The sequence below is a fragment of the Saccharothrix algeriensis genome (assembly GCF_016907655.1).
Classification (GTDB): Bacteria; Actinomycetota; Actinomycetes; order Mycobacteriales; family Pseudonocardiaceae; genus Actinosynnema; species Actinosynnema algeriense.
The window spans coordinates 6,612,348-6,637,113 of the sequence record NZ_JAFBCL010000001.1 but is presented as its reverse complement, the minus strand read 5'-3'; the positions used below and the strand labels follow the sequence as shown (position 1 = coordinate 6,637,113).

Sequence of the window (24,766 nt, the reverse complement as noted above, 5' to 3'; positions counted from 1 at the left end):
CTTCCGGTGTGCCGGCGGTGGAACACCCCCTGATCGGGCCCACCGCCGGGACCAGCGTCGCCGCCGCGCGCCGCGCAGGAGCGGAATGAACGTTGAACCCGCTGCTCAACACCGGTATCAAGGGCGGGTGGGCTTGGAGCTGCGGGTGCTCGACGGGGTGGGGGCGGCGTTCGACGGGCGGCAGCTGGACCTGGGGCACGCCCGCCGGCGCTGCGCGTTCGCCGCCCTCGCCGTGGACCTCAACCGCGTCGTGCCCACCGAACGGCTGGTCGAGCGGGTGTGGGGCGAGCACCCGCCGCTGCGCACCGCCTCGGTGCTGCGCACCTACCTGTCCCGGCTGCGCGGCGCCCTGGCCGGCACCGGGGCGCGGATCACCTCCCGGCACGGCGGGTACGCGCTGCTCGCCGACGACGACGCGGTGGACCTCCACCGCTTCCGACGGCTGGTCGGGCAGGCGCGGCGGCACACCGGCGAACGGGCGCTGGCCCTGCTGGAGGACGCGCTGGCCCTGTGGGGCGGCGAAGCGCTCGCCGGCGTCGACACGCCGTGGGCCGACTCGGCCCGCCACGCGCTCGCCGCGGAGCGCACCGCCGCCGACGCCGACCGCATCGACCTCGCCCTCGACCTGGGCCACCACCACCGGCTGCTGGCCGAACTGCCGGTGCGGGCAGCCGCCGACCCGCTGGACGAGCGGCTCGCCGGCCAGCTCGTGCTGGCCCTGCACCGCAGCGGCCGGTCCGGCGACGCCCTGCGCCACTACGCCGCCACCCGCGCCGCGCTCGTCGAGCACCTCGGCGCCGAACCCGGCCCCCGGCTGCGCCGCCTGCACCAGCGCATCCTCACCGAGGGCGCCGCGCCCGACCCCGAACCCAGGCCCGACCCCGGGCCCGTCCGGGTCCCCCAGCAGGTGCCGCCCCCGCCACCGTCGTTCAGCGGGCGTCGGGACGAGCTGCGCGCCCTGGACGCCGCGCTCGCCCCGGCCGACCACACCCGCATCGCCGTGCTCACCGGCGCGGGCGGGCACGGCAAGACCTGGCTGGCGCTGCGCTGGGCCGACGACCACCGCGCCGACTTCCCCGACGGCCGCCTGCACGCCGACCTGCGCGGCTTCGACCCGGTGGACGAACCGGCGGCCACCGACGCCGTCACGCGCGGGTTCCTCACCGCGCTGGGCGTCGCACCGCAGGCCGTGCCGGCCGCGCCCGACGCGCAGACCGCGCTGTACCGGGAGCTGACCGCCGACCGGCGGCTGCTGGTGGTCCTGGACAACGCCCGCGACGCCGCGCACGTCACCCCCCTGCTGCCCGGCGGCGCCTCCGGCGCCGTGCTGGTGACCAGCAGGCACCGGCTGACCGGCCTGATCGCCACCCACGCCGCCACACCCGTGCCGGTCGACGCCCTGGACGACGACCAGGCGGCCGAACTGCTCGCCCGCCACCTCGGCCCCGCCGCCGACGCCGACCCCGACGCCACCCGCGAGCTGCGGCGGCACTGCGCCGGGCTGCCGCTCGCGCTCGGCGTCCTCGCCGCGCGCGCCAAGGCCCGGCCCGACATCCCGCTCGCGGCCCTGGCCGCGGAGGTGCGCGACGCGTCGGCCCGGCTCGACGCGCTCGACACCGGCGAGCTGTCCACCACCCTGCGCGCGGTGTTCGACGCGTCCACGCGGCGGCTGCGGCCCGCCACGGCGCGGCTGTTCGCGCTGCTCGGCCTGGCGCCCGGACCCGACATCGGCGTCCTCGGCGCGGCCGCGCTGGCTGGCTGCACCGCCGCCCACGCCCGCCGCGCCCTGCGGGAGCTGGAAGAGGTCCACCTGGTCCACCAGCACGTGCCCGGCCGCTACCGGATGCACGACCTGGTCCGCCTGCACGCCGGCGAACTGGCCGGCGACGCCACCGCGGAGCTGGACCGGCTGTTCGACCACTACTGCCTCGGCGCGTCGCTCGCGGCGGCCCTGTTCACCCCCGGCGAGGCCCACCGCCGCCCACCCGTGCCCGCGCCCGCCGGCCCGCCGCCGGAGTTCGCCGACTTCCGCGAGGCGCAGCGCTGGCTGACGGCCGAACAACCCTCGATCCTCGCCGCCGCCGCGCGCTGCGGCCCGCGCCACGCCACCCACCTGTCCCGCGCGCTGGCCCGCTACCTCGACGCCACCTCGCAGTTCCACGCCGCGCTCACCCTGCACGAAGCCGCCGACCCGGCCGACGGCTTCGTGCAGGCCAACCTCGGCGCCACCTACAGCCGCCTCGGCCGCGCGGCCGAGGCGACCGAGCTGTACGACCGGGCCCTCGCCCGAGCGGAGGCGACCGGCGACGCGGCGCTGGAGCACACGGCGTGCACGCTGATCGGCATCTCGCTGGCCGGCGCGGACCGCGAGGCGGCGGTGCGGCTGCACGAACGCGCGCTGGCCGTGGCGCGCCGGGCCAGTTTCCGGCACAGCGAGGGCATCTCGCTGGTCAACCTCGGCGAGGGCTACACCACCGCCGGCCGGTACGCCGAGGCCCGGGACTGCCTGCGGCAGGCGCGCGCGGTGGCCGAGGAGCTGGGGGACCCCGGGCTGGGCGCCGTGGCGCTGAGCAACGCCGGGATCCTGGCGCGGGTGCTCGGCGACCAGCCGGCCGCGCAGCGGTACCACCGCAGGGCGGTCGAGCTGTCCGGCCGGGGCACGCTGCGCACGATCCACGTGGCCGCGCTGGTCGACATGGCGGGCAGCGTGCACCTCGCGGACGGGCCCGCCGCCGCCCTGCCCCACCACCGCGCGGCCGTGGAGGCCGCGCGGGCCGCCGATTTCCCCGCCGAGGAGTCCCGCGCCCGCGAGGGCCTGGCCAGGGCGCTCGCCGAACTGGCCCGGACCGACCGACCGGCAGGCGGTGCGGGCGACGCCACGTGATCACGGCGCCGGCCCCGGTGGTGGTCGAGGCTCCGTTCCGCGGACTGCTCGGCCGGGCGGTGGGCCGTGAAGACTGACTTCAGTCAACACTGAAGTAATAGTGATATTCACTGTAATGAGCAACGCCGCCCCCCTCCTCGTCCGCGCCCGGGGAGGCGACTGCCGCTCGCTTTCTAGCAGCGGCCGGCCCGGGCGACCGGGACGCCGGGCCGGCTCCGGGCCCGGTTTCCCCCTGTCGGGTGACCGGTGGCGGGGCCGCCGGTCCGCGCGGGCAACGCGGTCACGGGCGCCCCTCCGGTCGTGGCGACGCCGAGCGCGCACCCGCGCCCCACCAGAGGTCGTTCACTCGTCGAGGCTGGTTCCCACTCGATCGGCGGAGGTTCGCCGCTCTCGCGCGATCCGCGGGAACCACCCGACCCCACCACCCGACTACCGGGGCGTGACCGCGGGGCGGTCCGCCGGGGAGCGCTCCCGACCGGGCTCCGGCCCCGCCCGCGGCCACCGGGACACGCCGGGCCGGTCGCCCTCCCACCGCCCCGGCGTCACGCCGCCGCGATCCCCGCGCCGGCCGGGCGCACCGACGCCCGGCCGGTCCGGGCCCACCGGCCCGTCAGTCCACAGTGGACACACCCTGGGGCGGCCGGCGCGTCCCGCCGACACCGGCCGCGGCCGGGCCGCCCACCCGGCGGGGCGGTCAGGCGCCGGCCCGGACCGCGCGCAGCGCCTCGTCCAGCGACTCGTGCAGCGGCAGCAGGCCGTCCATCGCGGTGACCTCCAGCGACCGGCGGACACTGCGGCTCGCGACCACGTGCACCGGCCGCCGGCCGAGCGAGGCGTTGTGCACGCGGACGTGGCCGAGCGCGGCGATCCCGGAGGAGGCGAAGAACGTCACCTCGGACAGGTCCAGCACCAGGGCCGCCACACCGCTGTCGAGCAGGTCGGCGCACCGCTCGCGCAACTCGTCGCTGTTGGACATGTCGATCTCTCCGACGACCCGGACGACCGTCGTGTCGCCATGGGTGTCGCTGGTCAGCTCCGGCTGGGGCGATTCGGCTGCGTTCACGGGTACATCATCGTCGGTGACCCGCCCCCGGGCATAGTGATCTTGCGCCGGCGAGTCGGCGCGCAACCGGCCCGCCGCGCCGCCGCGGCGCCGGACGGGTCCCGCGGCGCGCGGCAACCCCTTGCGCGGCAGCGCTTCCGGCGCTGTGGTCGAACACACGCCTCCGGCCGAGGACCCGCACCCGCCGTCGGGGCGGGGTCTTGCCACGACGGGAAACCCACGCGCGGGTACGCGGTTGCGGGGTGTGTCGCCGCCGGTGGGGTTGGGGTGACGGGGAACCGACGCGCTGGTCCGCGACCGGACCGCCGTGCGGTACCGGCAGGACAAGGCGGCGGACGCGACCGGCGGCGCCGGCGCGGGAGGACGGCCGCGCGGCGGCGATCGGGCCGGGGCGGCGGCCGTGCGGGGCAGCGGGCGCGCCTCCGGTCGGAGCACCGCGAGCCGCGCCCGCCCCGGCGCGGGGAGCGACTCGCCGGCGAGCGCGGGCGGCGGCGGCGCGGCCGTAGGTTATTGTCCACGGCCGACGGGTGTTCAGCAGCGAAGCATCCCGCGATGTCCGCTCCCCGTCGCCCGGCTTCCCCGCGGAGTCCCGGCGCGCCGGGTGAACCGCGTTTCCCAGGGGTGCACCGATGACACACGACTCGACCGACGCCGTCCTGTCCTTGGCGGGCGAGCTGGCCGAGATGTCCCGGTTGATCGAGGACGAGGACTACGAGGCGACCGCGCACCGGTTCGTCGACCGCGTGGTCCACGCGGTGTCGGGCTGCGACGTCGCCTGGATCTCGGTCGGCCGGGGCGAGGGCGTCGAGGTGGTCGCGGCCAGCGGGGCGCCGCCGGTGAACCCGGCCGACACCAGCCCGGAGGGCGCCGGGCCCATCGCGGAGGTCCTGCGGTACCGGGAGCCGCGCCGGCTGGAGGACACCCGCGTCGACCGCCGGTGGCCGCTGTTCGCCTCCCGGCTCGCGCTGCGGGACTACCGCAGCTGCCTGACGCTGCCGGTGCCCACCGAGCGCTCGCACTCCGCCGCGCTGACGCTGCTGTCGCGCACGCCGCACCGGTTCGACGAGCACGCCTACGACATCGTCCTGCTGGTCACCCTGCACGCGGGCATCGCGCTGGACAACGCCGAGGTCTTCCTCGACGGCCGGCGCATGGTGCAGAACCTGACCACGGCCCTGGGCACGCGGCACGCCATCGGGGTGGCCCAGGGCCTGCTGATGCACCGCTTCGGGTGTGACACCAGCGGTGGCTTCGACCTGCTGCGCCGCGCCTCCCAGCACAGCAACCGCAAGCTGCGCGACATCGCCGCGGACCTGGTGGCCGCGCACGAGCAGGGCGACCTCGACGCGGCGCTGCGCAAGCACCACATCGGAGCGGACGACCGCTCCGCGTAGCGGGCACGGCGCAGCGGGCACGGCGGGCACGGCGCAGCGGGCGCGCCCACGCGCGGAGAACGGCCGCGCACGGCGGGTTGCTGTATCGTTCCGCCGGCCGAGCGCCGGGAGCCGCGGGACCCGGCGGCCGGTGCGAGAAAGGCGGGAGCATGAGCGCTGCGGGACGTCCCGCCCCGGTGGACCTGGTCTTCCCGGGCGGCAGCGAGATGGCCCGGCGGATGCGCGGGCACCCGTGGGCGGACGTCGGCATGGGCGACCCCGGCACGTGGCCCGCCGCCCTGCGCACCGCCGTGCGGATCTGCCTGACCTCGCGGTTCCCCATGATCGTGTGGTGGGGCGAGCGGCTGAGGTTCCTCTACAACGACGCCTACCTGCCGCTGCTGGGTTCCAAGCACCCGGCGCTGGGCAAGCCCGGCGACCGGGTGTGGACCGAGATCTGGCACACCATCGGCCCGATGCTGCGCTCGGTGATGGCCTCCGGCGAGGCGACCTGGTCGGAGGACCTGCTGCTGCCCATGGACCGCCACGGGTACTGGGAGGAGACCTACTGGACCTACTCCTACAGCCCCCTGCACGACGACGACGGCGTCGTGCGCGGCGTGTTCACCGCGGTGAGCGACACCACCGAGCGGGTGATCGGCGAGCGGCGGCTGTCGGTGCTGCACGACCTCGGGGCGCAGGCGGGCAACGCGCGCACGGTCGTCGAGGCGTGCGAGCTGGTGGTGCAGGCGCTGGACCGGGCGGGCTCGGTCGTGCCGTTCGCGGCGATCCACCTGCGCCGGCCGGGTTCCGAGGGGACGACCCTGGTGGCCGGCACCCCGGCGCCCGCCGCCGGCGACCGGGCCGCGTGGCGGCTGGACGAGGTGCTGCGCACCGGCGAGGGCGTGGTGCTGCGCGACGTGGTCGAGCGGTTCGGCGAGCTGCCCACCGGCGGCTGGCGGACCCCGCCCGCGGAGGCGGTGGTGCTGCCGCTGCCCGGGGAGACCGGCGGCGAGCCCGTGGGCGTCATCGTGCTGGCCGCGAGCGCCGGGCGGGCGCTGGACGAGGGCTACGAGTCGTTCCTCGGGCTGGTGGCCCGGCAGACCGCCGACCTGGTCAACGCCGCCCAGGCGTACGAGGCGCAGCAGCACCGCGCCGAGGAGCTGGCCGAGCTGGACCGGGCCAAAACCGCGTTCTTCTCCAACATCAGCCACGAGTTCCGCACGCCGCTGACCCTGATCATGGGCCCGGTGCAGGAGCTGCGCGACCGGCTCGGCCAGGACGACCCGCGGGCGCGCGAGGAGCTGGAGGTCGTGCACCGCAACGCCCTGCGCCTGGGCAAGCTGGTCAACGCGCTGCTGGACTTCTCCCGCATCGAGGCCGGCCGGATGCAGGCCCGCTACGAGCCGGTGGACCTCGCCGCGCTCACCGCCGAGCTGGCCGGGCTGTTCCGCTCGGCGGTCGAGCGCGCCGGGCTGGCCTTCGAGGTGGACTGCGCCCCGCTGCCCGCGCCGGTCCACGTCGACCGCGGCATGTGGGAGAAGGTCGTGCTCAACCTGCTGAGCAACGCCCTGAAGTTCACCTTCGACGGCACGATCGGCGTCACCGTGCGGCCCGCGGCCGGGCACGCGGTCGTCACCGTGTCCGACACCGGCATCGGCGTGCCCGAGCAGGAGATGCCGCGCCTGTTCGAGCGCTTCCACCGCATCGACACCGCCCGCGCCCGCTCCGACGAGGGCAGCGGCATCGGCCTGGCGCTGGTGCGCGAGCTGGTCGGCCTGCACGGCGGCACGATCACCGCCGAGAGCACCCCCGGCGAGGGCACCGCGTTCACCATCCGGGTGCCCTTCGGCCACGCCCACCTGCCCGCCGACTCGGTGGTGGAGGCCGACGGCTCGGGCTTCGTCCCCACCGCGGCCGAGCCGTTCGTGCAGGAGGCGCTGCGCTGGCTGCCCGGCGCGCAGGAGTCGCCGCCCGCGCCGGACCCGGCGCGCGAGCGGGCGCGCGAGCCGGCCCGGGTGCTGGTCGCCGACGACAACGCCGACATGCGCGAGTACCTCCTGCGGCTGCTGTCGCCCGCCTACCGGGTGACCGCCGTGGCCGACGGGCAGGCCGCGCTGGAAGCGGTCCGCGCGCAGCCGCCCGACATGGTCGTCAGCGACGTGATGATGCCCCGCCTGGACGGGCTCGGGCTGGTCGCCGCGCTGCGCGCCGACCCGCGCACCGCCGGGGTGCCGGTGCTGCTGCTGTCGGCCCGCGCCGGGCAGGAGGCCGCCGTCGAGGGCCTGGAGGCCGGGGCCGACGACTACCTGGTCAAACCGTTCCCGGCGGCCGAGCTGCTGGCCCGCGTGCGGGCCAACGTGGAGCTGTCCCGGCTGCGCAACCACCACGCCGCGTGGCGCGCCGCGCTGATCGACTCGTTGCAGGAGGGCTTCTTCGTCTGCGAGGAGGACGGCACCGTGGTGGAGATCAACGCCGCGTTCACCGACATCCTCGGCTACGGCCCGGAGGGCCTGCCCTACCCGCCGCGGCAACCGTGGTGGCCCGACGAGGACACCGACGTCGACGCCCTGGCCGGCGGCGCCTTCAGCCGGCTGCTGGGCCGGGGCGGGGGCAGCGAGGCGGTCCCGGTCACCCACCGGGACGGCCACCGGCTGTGGGTGGCGGCGACCTTCACCCGCGTCGCGGACCCCTCCAGCGGCCGGCAGGTGATCGTGGGCACCTTCCGCGACGTCACCGCCGAGCACTACGCCGTGCAGCGCAGCTCCGCGCTGGCGGCGCTGAACCTGCGGCTGGCCGGCGCGGAGAACACCGCGCACGCGCTGCGGGGCGCGCTGGAGGAGCTGCGGTCGCTGTGGAGCGCGCGCCGGGTGCTCGGGGTGACGTTCGACCGGGTCGGCGACGCGGACCTGGTCTGCGCGGAGGGCCGGGCGCGGTGGGCCGACCTGCCGGCGGAGGTGCGCGAGGCCATCGGCGAGGTGCGCGCGGGCGGGCTGCTGACCCCGGTGGTGCCCCGGCCGGGCTGCGCGGGCATCGCCCTGGAGCACCCGCGCGGCGTGCTGGTGATCTGGGTCGACCTGGGCGAGCAGCGCCCGTTCTCCACCGAGGACCAGACGCTGCTGGCGCTGCTGGCCGGGCACCTCGGCCAGAGCCTGCACCGCAGCCACCAGATCGACCAGCAGCGCGAGACCGCGCTCGCCCTGCAGCGCGCGATCCTGGGCCCGTCGAACCTGCCGGCCGGCTTCGCCGTGCGCTACGAGCCGGCCACCCGGCCGCTGAAGGTCGGCGGCGACTGGTACGACACGTTCCCGCTGCCCGACGGCCGGATCGCCATCGTCGTCGGCGACTGCGTGGGGCACGGCCTGGAGGCGGCCACCGTGATGGGCCAGCTGCGCAGCGCCTGCCGGGCGCTGCTGCTGCAGGACCGCAGCCCGGCGGGCGCGCTCAGCGCGCTGGACCGGTTCGCCGCCACGCTGCCCGGCGCGCTGTGCACGACGGTGTTCTGCGCCGTCCTGGACCCGGCGACCGGCGACCTGGTGTACTCCGGCGCGGGCCACCCGCCGGGCGTCCTGGTGCACCCCGACGGCGCGGCGCGGCTGCTGGACGAGGGCCGGTCGCTGCCGCTGGCCGTGCGGCCCGACCTGCCGCGCCCGGAGGCGAGCACCGCGGTGCCCGCCCGCGCCACGCTCCTGCTCTACACCGACGGCCTGGTCGAGCGCCGCCGGCGGTCGCTGGACGCGGGCATCGACCAGGCCGTCGCCGCCGTGCGGGCGGGCCGGCACGTGCCGGTGGAGGAGCTGGCCACCCGGATCATGACCGGGCTGGCGCCCGGCTCCGGGTACGAGGACGACGTCGCCCTGCTGGTCTACCGCCACCCCGCGCCGCTGGAGGTCGACTTCCCCGCCGAGGCGGCCGAACTGGCCCCGGTGCGGCACGCCCTGCGCCGCTGGCTCGACCGCTGCGACCTGACCGCCCAGCAGGCGCTCGACGTCCTGATCGCCGCCGGGGAGGCGTGCGCCAACGCCGTCGAGCACGGCCACCGCCGCTCGCCCGGCGCCCGCGTCAGCCTGCGGGCGACCGCCCTGGCGGACCGGGTCGCGCTGGTGGTCGCCGACAGCGGGCAGTGGCGCGAGCCGGAGCCCGGCGCCGCACCGCACCGCGGGCGCGGCCTGGAGCTGATCCGCGCCCTGATGCACGACGTGACCGTCCTGACCGGTTCCGCCGGCACCACCGTCGAGATGCACGCGAGGATCACCCGATGACCACCCCGCTCTCCCTCACCGCCGCCCGGGGGGCCGACGGCGCCGAGGTGCTCGTCGTCGCGGGCGAGATCGACCTGACCAACAGCGGGGCCTTCGCCGCGGCGATCGCCGACGGCCTGACCCGCGGCGCGCCGCTCACCGTCGACCTGGCCGCGGTCGCCTACCTCGACAGCGGGGCGCTGGCCGTGCTGTTCGCCCACGCGGACGACATCCGGATCCGCACGCGGCCCCTGCTGGTGTCCGTGCTCACCATCTCGGGCCTGGCCGGGCTCACCGCCGTGGAGGTGGTGGAGGACGACCGGGCCGACGGCTGACCGCTCCCGGCGGCGCCGGACCGCGGCAGCGTCGGACCGCCGGGGTCAGGCCGCCACCGGCAGGCGGGCCCAGACGGTCTTGTGGTCGCTGTGGCGGCGCACCCCCCAGGACGCGCAGACGTGCTCGACCATCACCAGCCCCCGGCCGCGCCAGGTCCCCAGGGTCGAGCGGCCGACGAGGGGCGAGGTGTGCGGGCTCGCGTCGTCGATCTCCACCCGCAGCCCCTGGTCACCGGGCAGCAGCTCCAGGCGCACGGCCAGCAGGCCGCTGGTGTGCTCGATGGCGTTGGTGGTCAGCTCGGTGACCACCAGCTCGGTGTCGCCGACCAGGTCCGGGTGCAGTGCGCGCAACCGGTCGCGCACCCACTCGCGCACCCGCGCCAGCGGCGGCGCCTGCTCCGGCGTGAAGTCGAACTCACTGTCCGGAGTGCGGGTACCGATGTTCATGCCACCCCCCAACGTGACCGGGCGTACGGCGCGCCCTCGCACGCCGTCGGATGAATACCCCATCCGGTGGTGTCCGAATCCCCTCCGCCACGGACCCGGCCGTCGCGGCGCGGCGGCCGGCCACGAGCGGTGAGGATCGATCAGCGGACAGTGCCCGCCGGGCCGCCGACTTCCCGCCCGCCCGCCTCGTCACCTATGGTGGTCGCGGCCCGGGCACGGACCCGGCCGCACCGCGGTCCCCCCGCCGGCGAGGTGCCTTCAGCGAAGTGGACGAGGTGTCGTCAGCGAAGTGGTTGCGAGGCGCGTGGACACCGACGACCGGCGGGCGGAGCCCGAACCCCTGACCCTGCCGCTGGCCGAGGGCGTCCCGTCGCTCGGCTCGGTGCGCCGCTGGGCCGGCGACGCCCTGGCCGACCTCGGCGAGGACGACCTCGACGACTGCATGCTGGTGGTCACCGAGCTGGTCAGCAACGCCTACGACCACGGCAGCGCGCCCCGCCGCGTCCGGCTGCTGCGCCCGGCCGGGCCGTGCTCGGTGCGCATCGAGGTCGACGACGCCTCCCCCGAGCAGCCGGTCCTGGGCCGGTCCCGCCTCGGCGTCAACCGGGGCCGCGGAATGATCATCGTGGACCGGTTGAGCAGGCGGTGGGGCGTGGACCGCTGCCCCGACGGCAAGACGGTGTGGGCCCAGCTCGCCTGCACGCCCCCCGACCACGCCCGGCAGCCCGCCTGACCGACGCCGCCCGGCGGCACGCGGGGACGAAGCCCCGGTAGGGCGCCGTGCCTGCTCGTGCCGCGGTGAGCGCGGAAGCGCGGGTAGTCGGCGCCACCGCCCTCGCGCGCCCCGGCCTGCACGGCGGCGATCCGCGCAGCGTCGACCCTGCGCCGCGAACGCGGAACCCCTGGACCGCACCGACGCCGGCCGGGGCGACACCGCCGGAACCGCCCGCACCGACGACCCCGACCCCCGCACGAACCCCCTCGCCGTTCGGCGTCGTCTTCACCCTCGCCCCGGTCGGGGCTACCGTGGGTGCCACCCCGCGCGGGACTCCCCCGCTCCCGTGGCCGGACACCGACCCCTTCCCGCGAACCGGACGGCGTGAGCGACGGCCTCCCCTTGTGGCACATCACTCCCGCAACGCAAGAACCGTTGTCCGAGAACGAGGAAACCGCAGAGGTGGAGTTGATGCACGGTGGAACGACGCATGTCGGTCGCGACGCACTGGGGCAGTTTCACCGCCGTGGTCGACTCCGGCCGGTTGGTGCGGATCGAACCTAGGCGCGATGACCCCGCTCCGTCGCCCATCGGCCCCGGGATGGTGGTGGCCGCCGACGACAGCGCTCGCGTGTTGCGCCCCGCGGTGCGCAGGGGCTGGCTGAACGGCGAGCCGCGCGCCCGCGGCGCGGCCAGGGGCTCGGACGCCTTCGTGGAGGTGAGCTGGGACCGCGCGATCACGCTGGTGAGCGACGAACTCCGCCGGGTTCGCTCGCAGCACGGGGACGGCGCGGTGTTCGGCGGGTCCTACGGCTGGGCGAGCGCGGGCAGGTTCCACCACGCGCAGGGGCAGCTCCACCGGTTCCTGGCGCTGGGCGGGGGGTACACCGACTCCCGCAACACCTACAGCACCGCGGCCCTGGAGGTCATCCTCCCCCACGTGATCGGCGGCCACCCGTGGAGCTACCAGACCCGGATGCCGCTGTGGGACGAGGTGGCCGAGAACTGCGAGCTCGTGGTGGCGTTCGGGGGGCTGGCGCTGAAGAACAGCCGGGTCAACCCCGGCGGGCTGGCCAGGCACCGGACGCGGGACCTGCAACGCCGGTGCCGCGAGGCCGGGGTGCGGTTCGTGAACATCAGCCCCCTCCGCAGCGACACCGCCGGCTTCCTCGACGCCGAGTGGCTGCCCCTCGTCCCCAACACCGACACCGCGGCGATGCTCGGCGTCGCGCACACGATGCTGGTCAACGGGTGGCACGACGAGGACTTCCTGCGCCGGTGCTGCGTCGGGTTCGACCGCTTCGCCGCCTACCTGGTCGGCGAGCTCGACGGCACCCCGAAGGACGCCGCCTGGGCGGCGGGGATCACCGGCGCCGGTCGCGACGCGATCACCGACCTCGCCCGCCGCCTCACCACCCACCGCTCCCTCATCACGGTCAACTACGCGGTGCAGCGGGCGGACCACGGCGAACAGCCGATCTGGATGTCCGTCGTGCTGGCCGCCATGGCGGGTTCGATGGGCCGGCCCGGCTGCGGCTGGGGCGCGGGCCACGCGACGATGGACGCGACGGGCGTCGCCCGGGGCCGCCCCTCCGTGGCGACGATCCCCGAGGTCCCCAACCCCGTCCCGGGGTTCATCCCCGTCGCGAGGATCGCCGACGCCCTGCTGCACCCCGGTGAGGTCATCGACTACGACGGCAGGCGCCTCACGCTGCCCGAGCTCCGCCTGATCTACTGGTGCGGGGGCAACCCGTTCCACCACCACCAGGACCTCCACCGGTTGGCCCGCGCCTGGCAGGTCCCCGACACGGTGGTGGTGCACGAAGCCTGGTGGAACACCACGGCCAAGTTCGCGGACATCGTCCTGCCCGTCGCCACCGGCCTGGAGCGCGACGACTTCGCCGCCGGGTTCGCCGACCCCCACCTCCTCGCGATGCCGAAGGTCCGCGAGCCGGCGGGCGAGTCGCGCACCGACCACCGCGTCTTCGCCGCCCTGGCCGCCCGGCTCGGGTTCGAGCGGGAGTTCACGGAGTCGCGCTCCGAGGCCGACTGGGTCCGGCACCTCTACGAGCGGACGAGGGCGCAGCTCGGCGACGCCGCCCTGCCGGGCTTCGACGACTTCTGGCGGGCCTCCACCGCCGAGCTGCCGGCGTCGACCGGGCCGTTCCCGGGCAGCTTCGAGGCCCTCCGCTCGGACCCGCGGCGCTTCCCCCTGCCCACGCCGTCGGGCCGGATCGAGGTCTTCTCCGCGGAGATCGACTCGTTCGGCTACGACGACTGCGCCGGGCACCCCAAGTGGTTCGAACCGGCGGAGTGGCTCCGCGCCGGGCTCGCGGACCGGTTCCCGCTGCACCTGATCTCGAACCAGCCCGCCGCGCGCCTGCACAGCCAGTACGACAACGGCGGCCACAGCCTCGGTACGAAGATCCGCGGCCGTGAGCCCGTGACGATCAACCCGTCGGACGCCGCGGCGCGCGGCATCGGGAGCGGCATGGTCGTGCGCGTCCACAACGACCGGGGCAGCTGCCTCGCGGGCGCGGTCCTCTCCGACGACGTCATGCCGGGCGTCGTGCAGCTGTCCACGGGAGCGTGGTGGGACCCGGTCCAGCCGGGTCTGAGCGGAACGCTGGACCGCCACGGCAACCCGAACGCCCTCACGGCGGACCGGCCGTGCTCGCGGCTGTCCCAAGGACCGAGCGCCCTCAGCGCGCTGGTCGAGGTCGAGCCCTACGACGGCCCCCTCCCCGACGTGCTCGCCTTCACGCCGCCGGACCTCGTGCCGCCCGGCTGACGTCCACCGCGGCCGACGCGCCGCGCCCCCGGCCCGCTGCGCGGCGACCGGCCCACCCGCCCGGTCGGGCGAGAACGACTCCGGGGAGGAGGCCACCGGGTCGGGCGCCGCCGCGCGCGGCGGATCGGCGGTGCGCGCCTTCGGCGGGAGCACCGGGGCGCGCGCGTGAGCCTCGGCGTGCTCGGGCGCGCCCCCGGTCCCGAGGTCGGCGGTGCCGACCACCCGGTCCCGCGCCCCGAGGGCGAGCGGCGTCCCGGTGGACGACCGGCCCAGCGCCACCACCCGCGTCGAACCGCAGCCGCCGGCGGCAGCTCTCGACCACCACCTGCTCGGCGGGCGCGGGCGGTGTGGTGCGGTTGCCGGGTGCGAACGCCACCACCACGACCACCGAACCCGGCCGGACGGGCGACGACGTGACTCCCCCGGACCTCCGCGGACGCCCGTCGCCCTGAACATGAATTATTTTCACATCAAGTCCCGAGGAGATCGACCAGCGTGATCCACGACGTCGCGCGGGCGGGTGCGCAGCCGACGACGGTGTTGCGCGACCCGTCCTTCCTCCGGCTCTGGACCGGCGCCACCGCCTCCGGCCTGGCCACCTGGGCGCTGCCGTTCGTCCTCGGGCTCGCCGCGCTCCAGCGGTCGACGACCGCCGTCGAGCTGGGCGTGGTGCTGGCCGCCCGCACCGCGGGCTTCCTGGCCGCGGTGCCGGTCGCCGGGGTGCTGGCCGACCGGCACTCGCGGCGCGGGGTGGTGCTGTGGGCGGGGCTGGTCGCCGGCCTGGCCACCCCGCTGATCGCCGTCGGGCTGGGCCGCTCGGTGGTGCTGACGGCCGCGGCGGCGGCCGTCGTGGGCGCCGGGCAGGGCGCGTGCCGCCCCGCGTTCCAGGCGCTGACGGCCGAGGTCGTCCCCCCGGAGCAGCGGCAGCGGGCGAACGCGGCGATGACGCTGGCGGTGCGGGTGACCACCCTGGTCGCGCCGGGCCTCACCGCGGTGCTGGCGCTGGTCCTCGCCACGCCCGCCCTCGTGGTCGGGACGGCGGTCCTGTGGCTGGTCGCCGCGCTGCTGCCGCCCGCCGGGGCGCGGCGCCCCGGCCCGACCGCGGCCCGGCCGCGCTTCGCCGCCGACTTCCTCGACGGGCTGCGCGAGGCGCGCCGCCACCCGTGGTTCGCGGCCGGGCTCGGCGCGCTGACCGCGGTGATCGCCACCGGGTACTCGGCGACCGGCGTCGTGCTGCCCCTGGTCAGCCGCGACCGCTACGGGACCGGGGCGGTGCTCGCCGCCGCCACGACCGCCTACACCCTCGGCGCGCTCGGCGGCGCGCTCGTCATCGCCCGGTGGCGGCCCCGCGCGCCGGGGTGGGCCGCCCTCGCCGGCCTGGCCTGCTACGGGTTCGCGCCGCTGAGCCTGCTGCTGCCGGTGCACCCCGCGCTCGTCGTCGCCGCCTACGCCGTGGCGGGGCTGGGGATCGAGCTGTTCAACGTGCCGTGGTTCACCGCCACCCAGCGGGAGGTCGACCCGTCGGCGCTGGCGCGGGTGTCGTCCCTGGACTTCCTGCTGTCCTACGGCCTGGCGCCGCTCGGGCTGGCGCTGATCGCCCCCGCGATCGGGTGGTTCGGCCCGGGTCCGGTCCTGGCGGTGTGCGCGGCGGTCTGCTTCGCCGCGCCGGCCGCCGCCGCGCTGACCCCCTCCGCGCGGGACTTCCGGACCCGCCGGCGGGCCCGCGCCGGGAGCGGTCGGCCGGGGTGACGGCCGCCCGGCGGGCTTTTCCCGCGGTGCCCGGCCCACCGGTCCGGCGCATTTCCCGGGACGCGCCGGATGTGCCCCTTCGGCCATTCCGGAGTACCGCGCCGGGGTGACAGGATCACCCTCGCCACCGCCGGTGGAGGATTCCCGCGGACCCCGATGGCAATCGGGCGCGAAAGCGGAGGGGACCACCGGTCGGGTCATTCGACGAGGAGGATCCACATGTCTTTTCGCATGGCCGGGAAACCACCCGGCGCATTTCAGGGGAGCCTGGCAGCGGCAGTGCTGGCGGCACTCGCGGTGATCGGGCCGGGCACCGCTTCGGCGGCGCCGGGAGGCGGTTCCGGGATCGGGCCGGACGAGGGCGCCGGGCCCTCCTCCGCCGCGGTGCAGGCGCGGATGCTCGCGCAGCGCCCGTACGTCGACGCGGCCTCGCGCATCGAGGGGGCCGCCCACGACGCCGCCGGTTTCGCCGGCGTGGCCGTCCGCGACGACCGGGTGGTCGTGTGGTGGAAGGGCGACCCGCCGGCACGGGTGGCCGAGGAGGTCGGGCGGTCGCGGGTGCGGGTGGAGGTGCGGCCCGCCGCGCACTCCTGGGCCGAGCTGCGCGTCGCCGCCGACCGGGTGGCCGCGCGGATGAAGGCCGACCCCGCGAGCCCGGTGCACATGGTGCGGGTCCCGGTGGACGGCAGCCGGGTCGTCGCCCTGGTCGACCGGGACGTCACCGACGTCTCGCCGGCGGAGTCGGGCGTCCCGGTCGAGGTCGTCCGGCACCAGCGGCTGCACCCGGCCGCCGGGCCGGCCACCCGGTACAACGACGGCTGGAACGGGGACGCGCACGGCCCCTTCGCCGGCGGCGGCGCGATCGTCAACCGGGAGAACGGCACCCGGTGCACGGCCGGCTTCGGGGTCCGCGACGGCTCCGGCGCGCGGTTCCTGCTGACCGCGGGGCACTGCGGCCGGGTCGGCCGCGGCTGGGACAACGGCAACCGCAGCCGGTTCATCGGCGACGCGCGCGCGGAGCACGCCGCGCACGACCTGCTGCTGGTCGCCGCGAACTCCAGCGACCGGATGTGGGACGGGGGCGCCACCGCGAACAGCTTCACCAAGCGGGTGTCCGGCTGGGACCGCGCGGTGGCCGGCGCGATGGTGTGCCAGTCCGGCTCGACCAGCGGCGCGCTGTGCGGCGTGCGCAATTCCGACGACTTCGTGCACTCCTACTGCGACACCGACGCGTACGGGAATTACGAGTGCTACAGCGACCTGGTCTACGCCTACGCCGAGGACCGGACCCGGACGGTGTGCCGGGGCGGCGACAGCGGCGGCCCGGTGTTCACCCCGGCGGGGACCGGCGTCGTGCGGGCGGTCGGCACGCTCAGCGGGTGCGGCGGGTGGGCGCTGCTCTACCAGGACTTCCACACCGCCACCCGGGACCTGGGCATCACCACCGGGTAGCCGGGCGGTCGCGACGCGTTCCCGGCCCGGGAGGTCCGGTATTCCGGCAACTTCCCGGGGCCGGTCGCGAAAGAGCACCGGAAAACCGGGTCGCCAACCCGGGCGGAGCCGGTCGGCCAATTCCGGTGAGCTTCACGGGTGGAGCAGAAAAATGCCCGGCAATGGCCGGGAAAAGGTGAATGCGCACACCGCCGGTGGCCCTCCGGGCACGAAGACCCGGGCTCCCCCGGCACGCCCGCGACCAGCGCCCCCGCGACCGCCTCGCCTCCGACGGGCCGATCCGACCGGTCGGGCGGGCGCGGACTCGCCCGGGGCGTTCGGCGCGGCGCCCGCGGGCGCCGCGCCGGCGTCGGGTCCGGGGTCAGCCCGTGGGCGGCTCGGCGCGGCGGGGGCCGTCGAGGCCGAGTTCGCCGACCTCCTCCTCGTCGGGCATCTCCGGGTCGCGCCAGTCCTCCGCGCGGGTCGGCCCGGTGCCCCGCAGGTTGTTGTCGATCTCCTGCTTGAGCTGGTCGTCGGCCATCGGGCCGTGCTGGGTGCTTCCTCGCTCCATCGTGGCTCCCTCCGCGGTTCATCCCCTGTGGACGCCACGGGTACCCACGCCGCGCCGGAATCCACCACTCGGGCGCAGCCGCGCCGGGAATCGCGGGGCGCGCGGTCCCGGGAGGACAGGCCGGCGGCGTCGCGCGCCACCGTCGACAGACAGCCCCGTGGTGATCACCGGCGGGTGCGGGCCGCGCGCGGAGCCCCGCACCGCTCGGGCCCGGTCCACCGCGGACGCCGCGCGCCCGCAGCCGTCCGGTCCTCAGTGGACAGCAGCGGTCCCGGGGAGGTCGGCGGGAGCCGGGGCGGCGGTCGCGCGGACCACCGCCCCGGCGCTCACGACCGGGTGATCAGGAGCAGGCGAGGACCGGGTCCTCGTCGTCGCCACCGCCGTCGAGGTGGGCGAGGCCGACGCCGGACAGGCCGAGCACGGCCTGCGCGGTGGCCCTGGTCGCGGTGGCCGGGTCGAACCCGCTCGCCTGGTAGGCGACCGCGCCGCGGTCGGCGGGCGCGCCCGAGCAGTCGACCTGCAGCGACTTGAGGAACCCGCGCGCCTTGAAGGCCGCCGTGAACCGGCCGCCCGCGAACAGCGCCTCACCGGCGAGGCCGGTGCTGTTGGCGTTGGGCGCGGCGGAGCCCACCCCGAAGCCGCCGTTCGCGTTCTGCACGCTCACCAGCCAGGTCAGGCCATCCTGGGCGTCGGTGTGCCGGCCGGTGGCCTGGAGCGCCTGCGTCACCATCGCGGTGGAGTCGACGTCGCTCACGCACGGCGTCGCGCCGAAGGTCAGCGGGAAGCCGCCGTCGGCGCACTGCGTGCCGACCAGGAAGTCCACGGCCGCGGTGGGCGCGCCCGTCGCGGTGCGGTCCAGCGCCAGCAGGGCCAGCGACTGGGTGAACGCGTTGCTGTAGTCGCCGTAGGCCGACTGGTCGGAGAACCGACCGGACGGGGTGAGCAGCGCCAGCAGGCCCGCCTCCAGGTCCACACCGCCGAACGACGTCGGGTCCTTGTCCTTGACCAGGGCCGCGAGCAGCAGCTTGGCGTGCGGCCCGGCGTAGGACTCGCCGCCGGAGCCGACGTAGCCGGTGGTGATCTCCGGGCGCGCCAGCCACGTGATCGCGCGGTCGGCGAAGGCGTCGGCGGTGCGCGCGGCGGAGAACGCGAAGACCGCGTCGGCGGTCAGGCCCTGGTCGGGGTAGGCCACCCCGCCGAACACGGCTTCGAACCGCTCCCCGTCGACCAGCTGGCGGGCCAGCCAGCCGGCGGCGGCGTCGGTTCGGCTGTGCGTGGTCGGCGAGGCCGACGCGGTGGACGGGACGAGCAGCGCGAGGCCGCACAGCAGCGCGGCGACGATCGGAAGACGGCGTCTCATGGCGGTGTTGACCCTTCCCGCGAGCCACGACAGGAGTTGGTGCGCGGAGCGGGTGGTCGGCCCGCCCACCGGGTGCGGAGCACCGCCGTGGGCCGGCGCCGGGATCGCACCGGACTTCCCCCGCGACCGCGCGAATGGCTGCCCGCCCAGCCTGCCGGCCGGCGGTGCCCGGTCAAGGCCCCATACGGGTCCAGGGGGAATTCCGCTTCGGCAACCCCGATTTTTGCGCACGGCAAGGGTGAGCCGGTCCCGCACGGGACCGGGGGCGGTCCGGTGGCGCGGTGGCCCGGGGGGGCGGCCCGGGGGCGCGATGGTCGGGAGGCGGTCCGATGGCACGGTGCCTCGGCTCCCGGCGCGCCGGGAGCCGAGGCGCCGCCCACCGGGGGCACGGCCGGCCGGTCCGCCGCCCACCGGGAGCACGGCCAAGCGGTCCGCCGCCAACCCGGAACACCTCCGGCGCGGTTCGCCGCCGGCCGCGCCGCAGCGCCGGGCGCCATCACCCGAGTGCCGTAGCACGCCCGACGACGCGCGCTCATGTGGGGGTGCTTCGCGAATGGATCTACAACATGTAGTGTTCGCGCCGTCGATGGTTCCGCGCGTCGAGCCAGGCGCGCGGAGGCAAGAGGGAACCCGGTGCGAATCCGGGACTGCCCCGCAGCGGTGAGTGGAAACGACCGCCGTCATCAAGCACTGCGCGTAGCGCGCGGGAAGCGACGGCCAGTAGGTCCGGCTTCGTGCCGGGTGTCCGCGAGTCCGAAGACCTGCCACCGATGCGCGCGCCGACCGGCGTGCGCGTGTCCGGGGCCTCGTGGGCGGGCCGACACGGGTGGTTTCGCGCTGTCGCGCGTCCTGTGTGCCTGCCCTCGCGCCGCCCCGGGCCGTCCAGGCTCGCGAGGAGAGGGCTGTGTCGACCACAACCACGGGCACCGCTGCGGCCGGGGTCGTCCGCCGCGACGGCAGTGTCTCGGCGTTCGACGCCACGAAGATCTCGGTGGCGATGACCAAGGCGTTCCTGGCGATCGAGGGCGACGGCGCGGCGTCGTCGTCCCGGCTGCACCCCCTGGTGGAGGAGCTGGCGGGGCAGGTGGTGGCCGCGCTGCGCCGCCACGCGCGACCGGGCGCCGCGCTGCACGTCGAGCAGATCCAGGACCAGGTCGAACTGGTGCTGATGCGCGGCGGCCACCACCGGGTGGCCCGCGCGTACGTGCTCTACCGGGAGGAGCGGGCGAAGCTGCGCGGCACGCCCGCGCCCGCCCGGCCGGAGGTGCGGGTCCGGGACGCCGACGGCCGGACCGGGCCGCTGGACTGGGACCGGGTCGCGCTGGTGGTGGGCGAGGCTTGCGCCGGGCTCCCCGACGTCTCCCCCGACCCGGTGCTGGCCGAGACGCGGCGCAACCTCTACGACGGCATCACCGCGGACGAGCTGGCGGTCGCGCAGGTGATGGCCGCGCGCACGCTGGTGGAGACCGAGCCCGGCTACAGCTTCGTGGCCGCCCGGCTGCTGCTGGACCGGCTGCGGCGCGAGGCGCTGAGCCACCTCGCGGGGCGGCCGGTGGCGCCGACCGGCGCGGAGCTGTCCTACGCGGACTACTTCCCGGGGTACGTGCGGCTGGGCATCTCCGTCGACCGGCTCGACCCGGAGCTGGCCGAGTTCGACCTCCACCGCCTGGCCGCCGCGATCCGGCCAGAGCGCGACCTGGCCCTGGACTTCCTGGGGATGCAGACGCTGTACGACCGGTACTTCCTGCACGACCGGGGCGTGCGGTACGAACTGCCGCAGGCGTTCTTCATGCGGGTGGCGATGGGCCTGGCGCTGCGCGAGGCGGACCGCGAGGCGCGCGCGATCGAGTTCTACGAGCTGCTGTCCTCGTTCGACTTCCTGTGCTCGACGCCGACGCTGTTCAACTCCGGCACCACCCGCCCGCAGCTCTCGTCGTGCTTCCTGACCACGGTGGACGACGACCTGGACGGCATCTTCCGCGGCTACCGCAACAACGCGCTGCTGGCGAAGTACTCCGGCGGCCTGGGCAACGACTGGACCCCGGTGCGCGGCATGGGCGCGCACATCAAGGGCACCAACGGGCGGTCGCAGGGCGTCGTGCCGTTCCTGAAGATCGCCAACGACACCGCGGTGGCGGTCAACCAGGGCGGCAAGCGCAAGGGCGCGGCGTGCGCGTACCTGGAGACCTGGCACGTCGACGTCGAGGACTTCCTCGACCTGCGCCGCAACACCGGCGACGACCGGCGGCGCACGCACGACATGAACACCGCCAACTGGGTGCCCGACGAGTTCCTGCACCGGGTCGAGGCGGACGCGGACTGGACGCTGTTCTCCCCCGACGAGGTGCCCGACCTGCACGACCTGTACGGCGCGGCGTTCGCGCAGCGGTACCGCGCCTACGAGGAGGCCGCGGACCGCGGCGAGATCCGCGTGGTCAAGCGGGTGCGGGCGGTGGACCTGTGGCGGCGGATGCTGACGGTGCTGTTCGAGACCGGGCACCCGTGGATCACCTTCAAGGACCCGTGCAACCTGCGCTCGCCGCAGCAGCACGCCGGCGTCGTGCACTCGTCCAACCTGTGCACCGAGATCACCCTGAACACCAGCGCCGACGAGGTCGCGGTGTGCAACCTCGGCTCGGTCAACCTGGCCAACCACGTGACGGCCGACGGCCTGGACCGCGCGCGGCTGGAGCGGACCGTGCGCACCGCCGTGCGGATGCTCGACAACGTCATCGACATCAACTTCTACACCATCCCCGAGGCCCGCCGGTCCAACCTGCGCCACCGCCCGATCGGCCTGGGGCTCATGGGGTTCACCGACGCGCTGTTCGCGCAGCGCGTCGCACCCGCCTCCGCGGCGGCGGTGGAGTTCGCCGACCGCAGCATGGAGCTGATCAGCTACCACGCCATCGCGGCCTCCGCCGACCTCGCGGCGGAGCGCGGCCGGTACGAGACCTTCGACGGGTCGCTGTGGAGCCGGGGCGTCCTGCCCGTGGACTCGCTGGCGCTGCTGGACGCGGCGCGCGGCGGCGCGGTCGACGTGGACCGCTCGTCCACGCTGGACTGGGACGCGCTGCGGGCGCGGGTCGTGGCGGTGGGCGTGCGCAACTCCAACATCACGGCCATCGCGCCGACGGCGACGATCTCCAACATCTGCGGCGTCGGCCAGTCCGTCGAACCGCTGTACCGCAACCTGTACGTGAAGTCGAACATGTCCGGCGACTTCACCGTGCTCAACCGCCACCTGGTCGCCGACCTGAAGGCGCGCGGGCTGTGGGACGAGGCCATGGTGGCGGACCTGAAGTACTTCGACGGGTCGCTGGCCCCGGTCGACCGGGTGCCCGACGACCTGAAGTCGCTGTACGCCACAGCGTTCGAGATCGCCCCGGACTGGCTGGTGGAGGCCGCGGCGCGGCGGCAGAAGTGGATCGACCAGGCCCAGTCGCTCAACCTCTACGTCGCCGGCGCCGACGGCCGCGAGCTGGACCGGGTGTACCGGCTGGCCTGGCGCAAGGGCCTGAAGACGACCTACTACCTGCGCTCCACCAGCGCCACCCACGTGGAGAAGAGCACCCTGCGCGGCACCGACGGCAAGCTGACCGGCGTGGCGCTGCACCCGGCCGTCCCGGCCCCGACCCCGACCGCTCCCCCTCGGCCCGTGCCGACCGACGTCCTGGCCTGCGCCGTGGACGACCCCGATTGCGAGGCTTGCCAGTGAGCACCGACACCTCCGGCCTGGGCGCCATCGACCGCGGCGCGGGCCGCGTGCAGGTGGACGACAAGGCGATGATCAACGCCCGCGCCGACGTCAACCAGCTCCTGCCGCTGAAGTACCACTGGGCGTGGGAGAAGTACCTGGCGGGCTGCGCCAACCACTGGATGCCCACCGAGGTCTCCATGCAGGCCGACATCGCGCTGTGGCGCTCCCCGGACGGCCTGACCGAGGACGAGCGGCACGCCGTCCAGCGCAACCTGGGGTTCTTCGCCACCTCGGAGTCGTTGGTGGCCAACAACGTCGTGCTGGCCGTCTACCGGCACCTGACCAACCCCGAGTGCCGCCAGTACCTGCTGCGCCAGGCGTTCGAGGAGGCCGTGCACACTCACACCTTCGAGTACATCTGCTCCTCCCTCGGCCTGGACGAGGGCGAGCTGTTCAACATGTACCGCGAGGTCCCCTCGATCACCGACAAGGCCGCGTGGGCGCTGGAGTACACCCGGCACCTGGAGGACCCCGGGTTCCGCACCGGCACGCACGGGGCCGACCAGGCTTTCCTGCGCGACCTCGTGGCGTTCTACGTGGTGTTCGAGGGCATGTGGTTCTACACCGGGTTCGCGCAGGTCCTGTCCCTGGGCCGGCGCAACAAGATGGTCGGCGTCGCCGAGCAGTACCAGTACATCCTGCGCGACGAGTCGATCCACCTGAACTTCGGGATCGACGCGATCAACCAGATCAAGATCGAGAACCCGGGCCTGTGGACCGAGCGGTTCCAGGCCGAGGTGCGCGCCATGCTGGCGCAAGCCTGCGAGCTGGAGGTCGCCTACGGCCGGGACACCATCCCCAACGGCCTGCTCGGCCTCAACGCGGAGCTGTGCGAGCAGTACATGCGCTTCATCACCAACCGCCGCTGCGCCCAGCTCGGCCTGGCGCCGGTGTTCGGCCCGGTGGACAACCCGTTCCCGTGGATGTCGGAGGCGATGGACCTGAAGAAGGAGAAGAACTTCTTCGAGACCCGGGTCACCGAGTACGCCGGCGGGTCGTCCCTGACCTGGGACTGACCGGCCGCGCCGGGCCGTCCGACCGCACCGCGGCGGCGGCCCGGCGCGGGCCCGTCCGCCGGGGGCGCGCTTGGGCGGGGCGCGCCCGACAGCCCGATCAGGCGGCCCGATCAGGCGGCCCGACCAGGCGGGCCGACCAGGCGGGCCGGCGAGGCCGGTCCGCGAAGCGGGGTCGGGCCGGGAGCGGCGGGGGCCCGGCCGCGGGGAGCGGCGCCGGTCCCGCGCCGGCGGGCCGGGAGCGGTCCGTTCCGGCGAATCCGGCCCGGCGGGGCGCACCGGCCGGTGGGTCTTCGCCGCCCGGTGTGCGACAGTTGTCCGGACGGGTGGTCCGGAGGTGAGTGATGGTCCGAGAGTGGCCCAGGGGCAGCCTGCTGGGGCGGCTGCCCGAATCCACCAGGCAGGAGCTGCTCGACCTGGGCAGCGCGGTCCGCTACGCGCCCGGCCGGGAGATGGTCCGGCAGGGCGCGACGGACAGCTACGCGCTGCTGCTGCGCAAGGGCGCGGTGAAGGTGCGGACGGTCGACGAGGCGGGGCGCACGACGCTGCTGACGGTCAAGACGGCGGGCGACATCGTCGGCGAGATGGCCGCCCTGGACGGCAACCCGCGGTCCGCCTCCGTGATCGCCTGCGACGCGGTGGAGGCCGACTTCATCACCCGGCCCGCGCTGCTGGCGTTCCTGAGCCGGCACAGCACCGTGTTCGTCGAGCTGATCAACATCGGCAGCGCGCACCTGCGCTGGGCCAACGACCGGCGGCGCGAGCTGCCCGGCCCGGCCGCCACGCGGATCGCGCGCGTGCTGGCCGAGCTGGTGGAGGCGCACGGCCGCGAGGAGCCGACCGGCTGGGTGCTGGGCTTCCCCCTGACCAAGGTGGAGCTGGCGTCGATCGCCGGCATGAAGCCGCGCACGGCCGAGAAGTCCTTCGGCGAGCTGCGCCGGGCCGGCGTCGTGGTGACCGGGGTGCGCCGCGACGTCCTGGTGCCGGACCTGGAGCGCCTGCGGTCCTTCGGGGTCGCCGGGCGCCGCTGACC

15 protein-coding genes and 1 riboswitch are annotated in these 24,766 nt (G+C 75.7%); of the genes, 11 read left to right on the top strand and 4 right to left on the bottom strand.

Annotation, left to right across the window (positions count from 1 at the left end):
* The first annotated feature begins 127 nt into the window (after positions 1 to 127).
* Positions 128 to 2,884 carry an AfsR/SARP family transcriptional regulator gene (locus JOE68_RS29640; protein WP_204845663.1) on the top strand — a complete coding sequence of 919 codons (2,757 nt, stop codon included), beginning with the start codon at positions 128 to 130 and terminating at the stop codon, positions 2,882 to 2,884.
* A gap of 694 nt (positions 2,885 to 3,578) precedes the next feature.
* Here JOE68_RS29640 and JOE68_RS29635 read toward each other — a convergent pair.
* Positions 3,579 to 3,947 carry an STAS domain-containing protein gene (locus tag JOE68_RS29635; RefSeq protein ID WP_204845662.1) on the bottom strand — a complete coding sequence of 123 codons (369 nt, stop codon included), beginning with the start codon at positions 3,945 to 3,947 and terminating at the stop codon, positions 3,579 to 3,581.
* A gap of 629 nt (positions 3,948 to 4,576) precedes the next feature.
* On the opposite strand from JOE68_RS29635, the gene JOE68_RS29630 reads away from it, so the two are divergent.
* From JOE68_RS29630 to JOE68_RS29620, 3 genes are all read left to right on the top strand, one after another.
* The gene (locus JOE68_RS29630; protein WP_204845661.1) at positions 4,577 to 5,341 is read left to right on the top strand and encodes a GAF and ANTAR domain-containing protein; all 765 of its coding nucleotides are present in this window, start codon (positions 4,577 to 4,579) and stop codon (positions 5,339 to 5,341) included.
* Between the two features lie 149 nt (positions 5,342 to 5,490).
* Positions 5,491 to 9,582, top strand: a complete 4,092-nt coding sequence (locus tag JOE68_RS29625; RefSeq protein ID WP_204845660.1) for a SpoIIE family protein phosphatase — start codon at positions 5,491 to 5,493, stop codon at positions 9,580 to 9,582.
* Positions 9,579 to 9,896 carry an STAS domain-containing protein gene (locus JOE68_RS29620; protein ID WP_204845659.1) on the top strand — a complete coding sequence of 106 codons (318 nt, stop codon included), beginning with the start codon at positions 9,579 to 9,581 and terminating at the stop codon, positions 9,894 to 9,896. The genes JOE68_RS29625 and JOE68_RS29620 overlap by 4 nt, the downstream gene beginning before the upstream one ends.
* Before the next feature lie 45 nt (positions 9,897 to 9,941).
* On the opposite strand, the gene JOE68_RS29615 is transcribed toward JOE68_RS29620, so the two are convergent.
* A complete protein-coding gene (locus JOE68_RS29615; protein ID WP_204845658.1) occupies positions 9,942 to 10,343 on the bottom strand; it encodes an ATP-binding protein in 402 nt (133 codons plus the stop codon).
* Positions 10,344 to 10,632: 289 nt separating this feature from the next.
* Here JOE68_RS29615 and JOE68_RS29610 point away from each other — a divergent pair, with 289 nt between their 5' ends.
* The 4 genes from JOE68_RS29610 to JOE68_RS29595 all read left to right on the top strand — a co-directional run bounded on the left by JOE68_RS29610 (position 10,633) and on the right by JOE68_RS29595 (position 17,050).
* Entirely contained in the window at positions 10,633 to 11,076 is a 444-nt protein-coding gene (locus JOE68_RS29610) for an ATP-binding protein (RefSeq protein ID WP_307819977.1), read from the top strand.
* Between the two features lie 472 nt (positions 11,077 to 11,548).
* Positions 11,549 to 13,849 carry a molybdopterin-dependent oxidoreductase gene (locus JOE68_RS29605; protein WP_239562396.1) on the top strand — a complete coding sequence of 767 codons (2,301 nt, stop codon included), beginning with the start codon at positions 11,549 to 11,551 and terminating at the stop codon, positions 13,847 to 13,849.
* Positions 13,850 to 14,386: 537 nt separating this feature from the next.
* Positions 14,387 to 15,598, top strand: a complete 1,212-nt coding sequence (locus JOE68_RS29600) for an MFS transporter (RefSeq protein WP_204846352.1) — start codon at positions 14,387 to 14,389, stop codon at positions 15,596 to 15,598.
* 279 nt (positions 15,599 to 15,877) lie between these two features.
* A complete protein-coding gene (locus tag JOE68_RS29595) occupies positions 15,878 to 17,050 on the top strand; it encodes a S1 family peptidase (RefSeq protein WP_204845656.1) in 1,173 nt (390 codons plus the stop codon).
* A gap of 361 nt (positions 17,051 to 17,411) precedes the next feature.
* On the opposite strand, the gene JOE68_RS29590 is transcribed toward JOE68_RS29595, so the two are convergent.
* On the bottom strand, positions 17,412 to 17,600 hold the full coding sequence (locus JOE68_RS29590; RefSeq protein ID WP_204845655.1) for a hypothetical protein: 189 nt from the start codon (positions 17,598 to 17,600) through the stop codon (positions 17,412 to 17,414).
* A gap of 340 nt (positions 17,601 to 17,940) precedes the next feature.
* Positions 17,941 to 18,960 carry a prenyltransferase/squalene oxidase repeat-containing protein gene (locus JOE68_RS29585; protein ID WP_204845654.1) on the bottom strand — a complete coding sequence of 340 codons (1,020 nt, stop codon included), beginning with the start codon at positions 18,958 to 18,960 and terminating at the stop codon, positions 17,941 to 17,943.
* 569 nt (positions 18,961 to 19,529) lie between these two features.
* Positions 19,530 to 19,743: riboswitch (cobalamin riboswitch) on the top strand.
* Positions 19,744 to 19,864: 121 nt separating this feature from the next.
* Between JOE68_RS29585 and JOE68_RS29580 the strand changes: the two genes are divergently transcribed.
* From JOE68_RS29580 to JOE68_RS29570, 3 genes are all read left to right on the top strand, one after another.
* Positions 19,865 to 22,678: a ribonucleoside-diphosphate reductase subunit alpha gene (locus JOE68_RS29580; protein ID WP_204845653.1), complete on the top strand. Its 2,814-nt coding sequence runs from the start codon at positions 19,865 to 19,867 to the stop codon at positions 22,676 to 22,678.
* On the top strand, positions 22,660 to 23,736 hold the full coding sequence (locus JOE68_RS29575; RefSeq protein WP_443705452.1) for a ribonucleotide-diphosphate reductase subunit beta: 1,077 nt from the start codon (positions 22,660 to 22,662) through the stop codon (positions 23,734 to 23,736). Before JOE68_RS29580 ends, JOE68_RS29575 begins: the two co-directional genes overlap by 19 nt.
* A 341-nt stretch (positions 23,737 to 24,077) precedes the next feature.
* Entirely contained in the window at positions 24,078 to 24,764 is a 687-nt protein-coding gene (locus tag JOE68_RS29570; RefSeq protein WP_204845651.1) for a Crp/Fnr family transcriptional regulator, read from the top strand.
* Positions 24,765 to 24,766 lie beyond the last annotated feature (2 nt).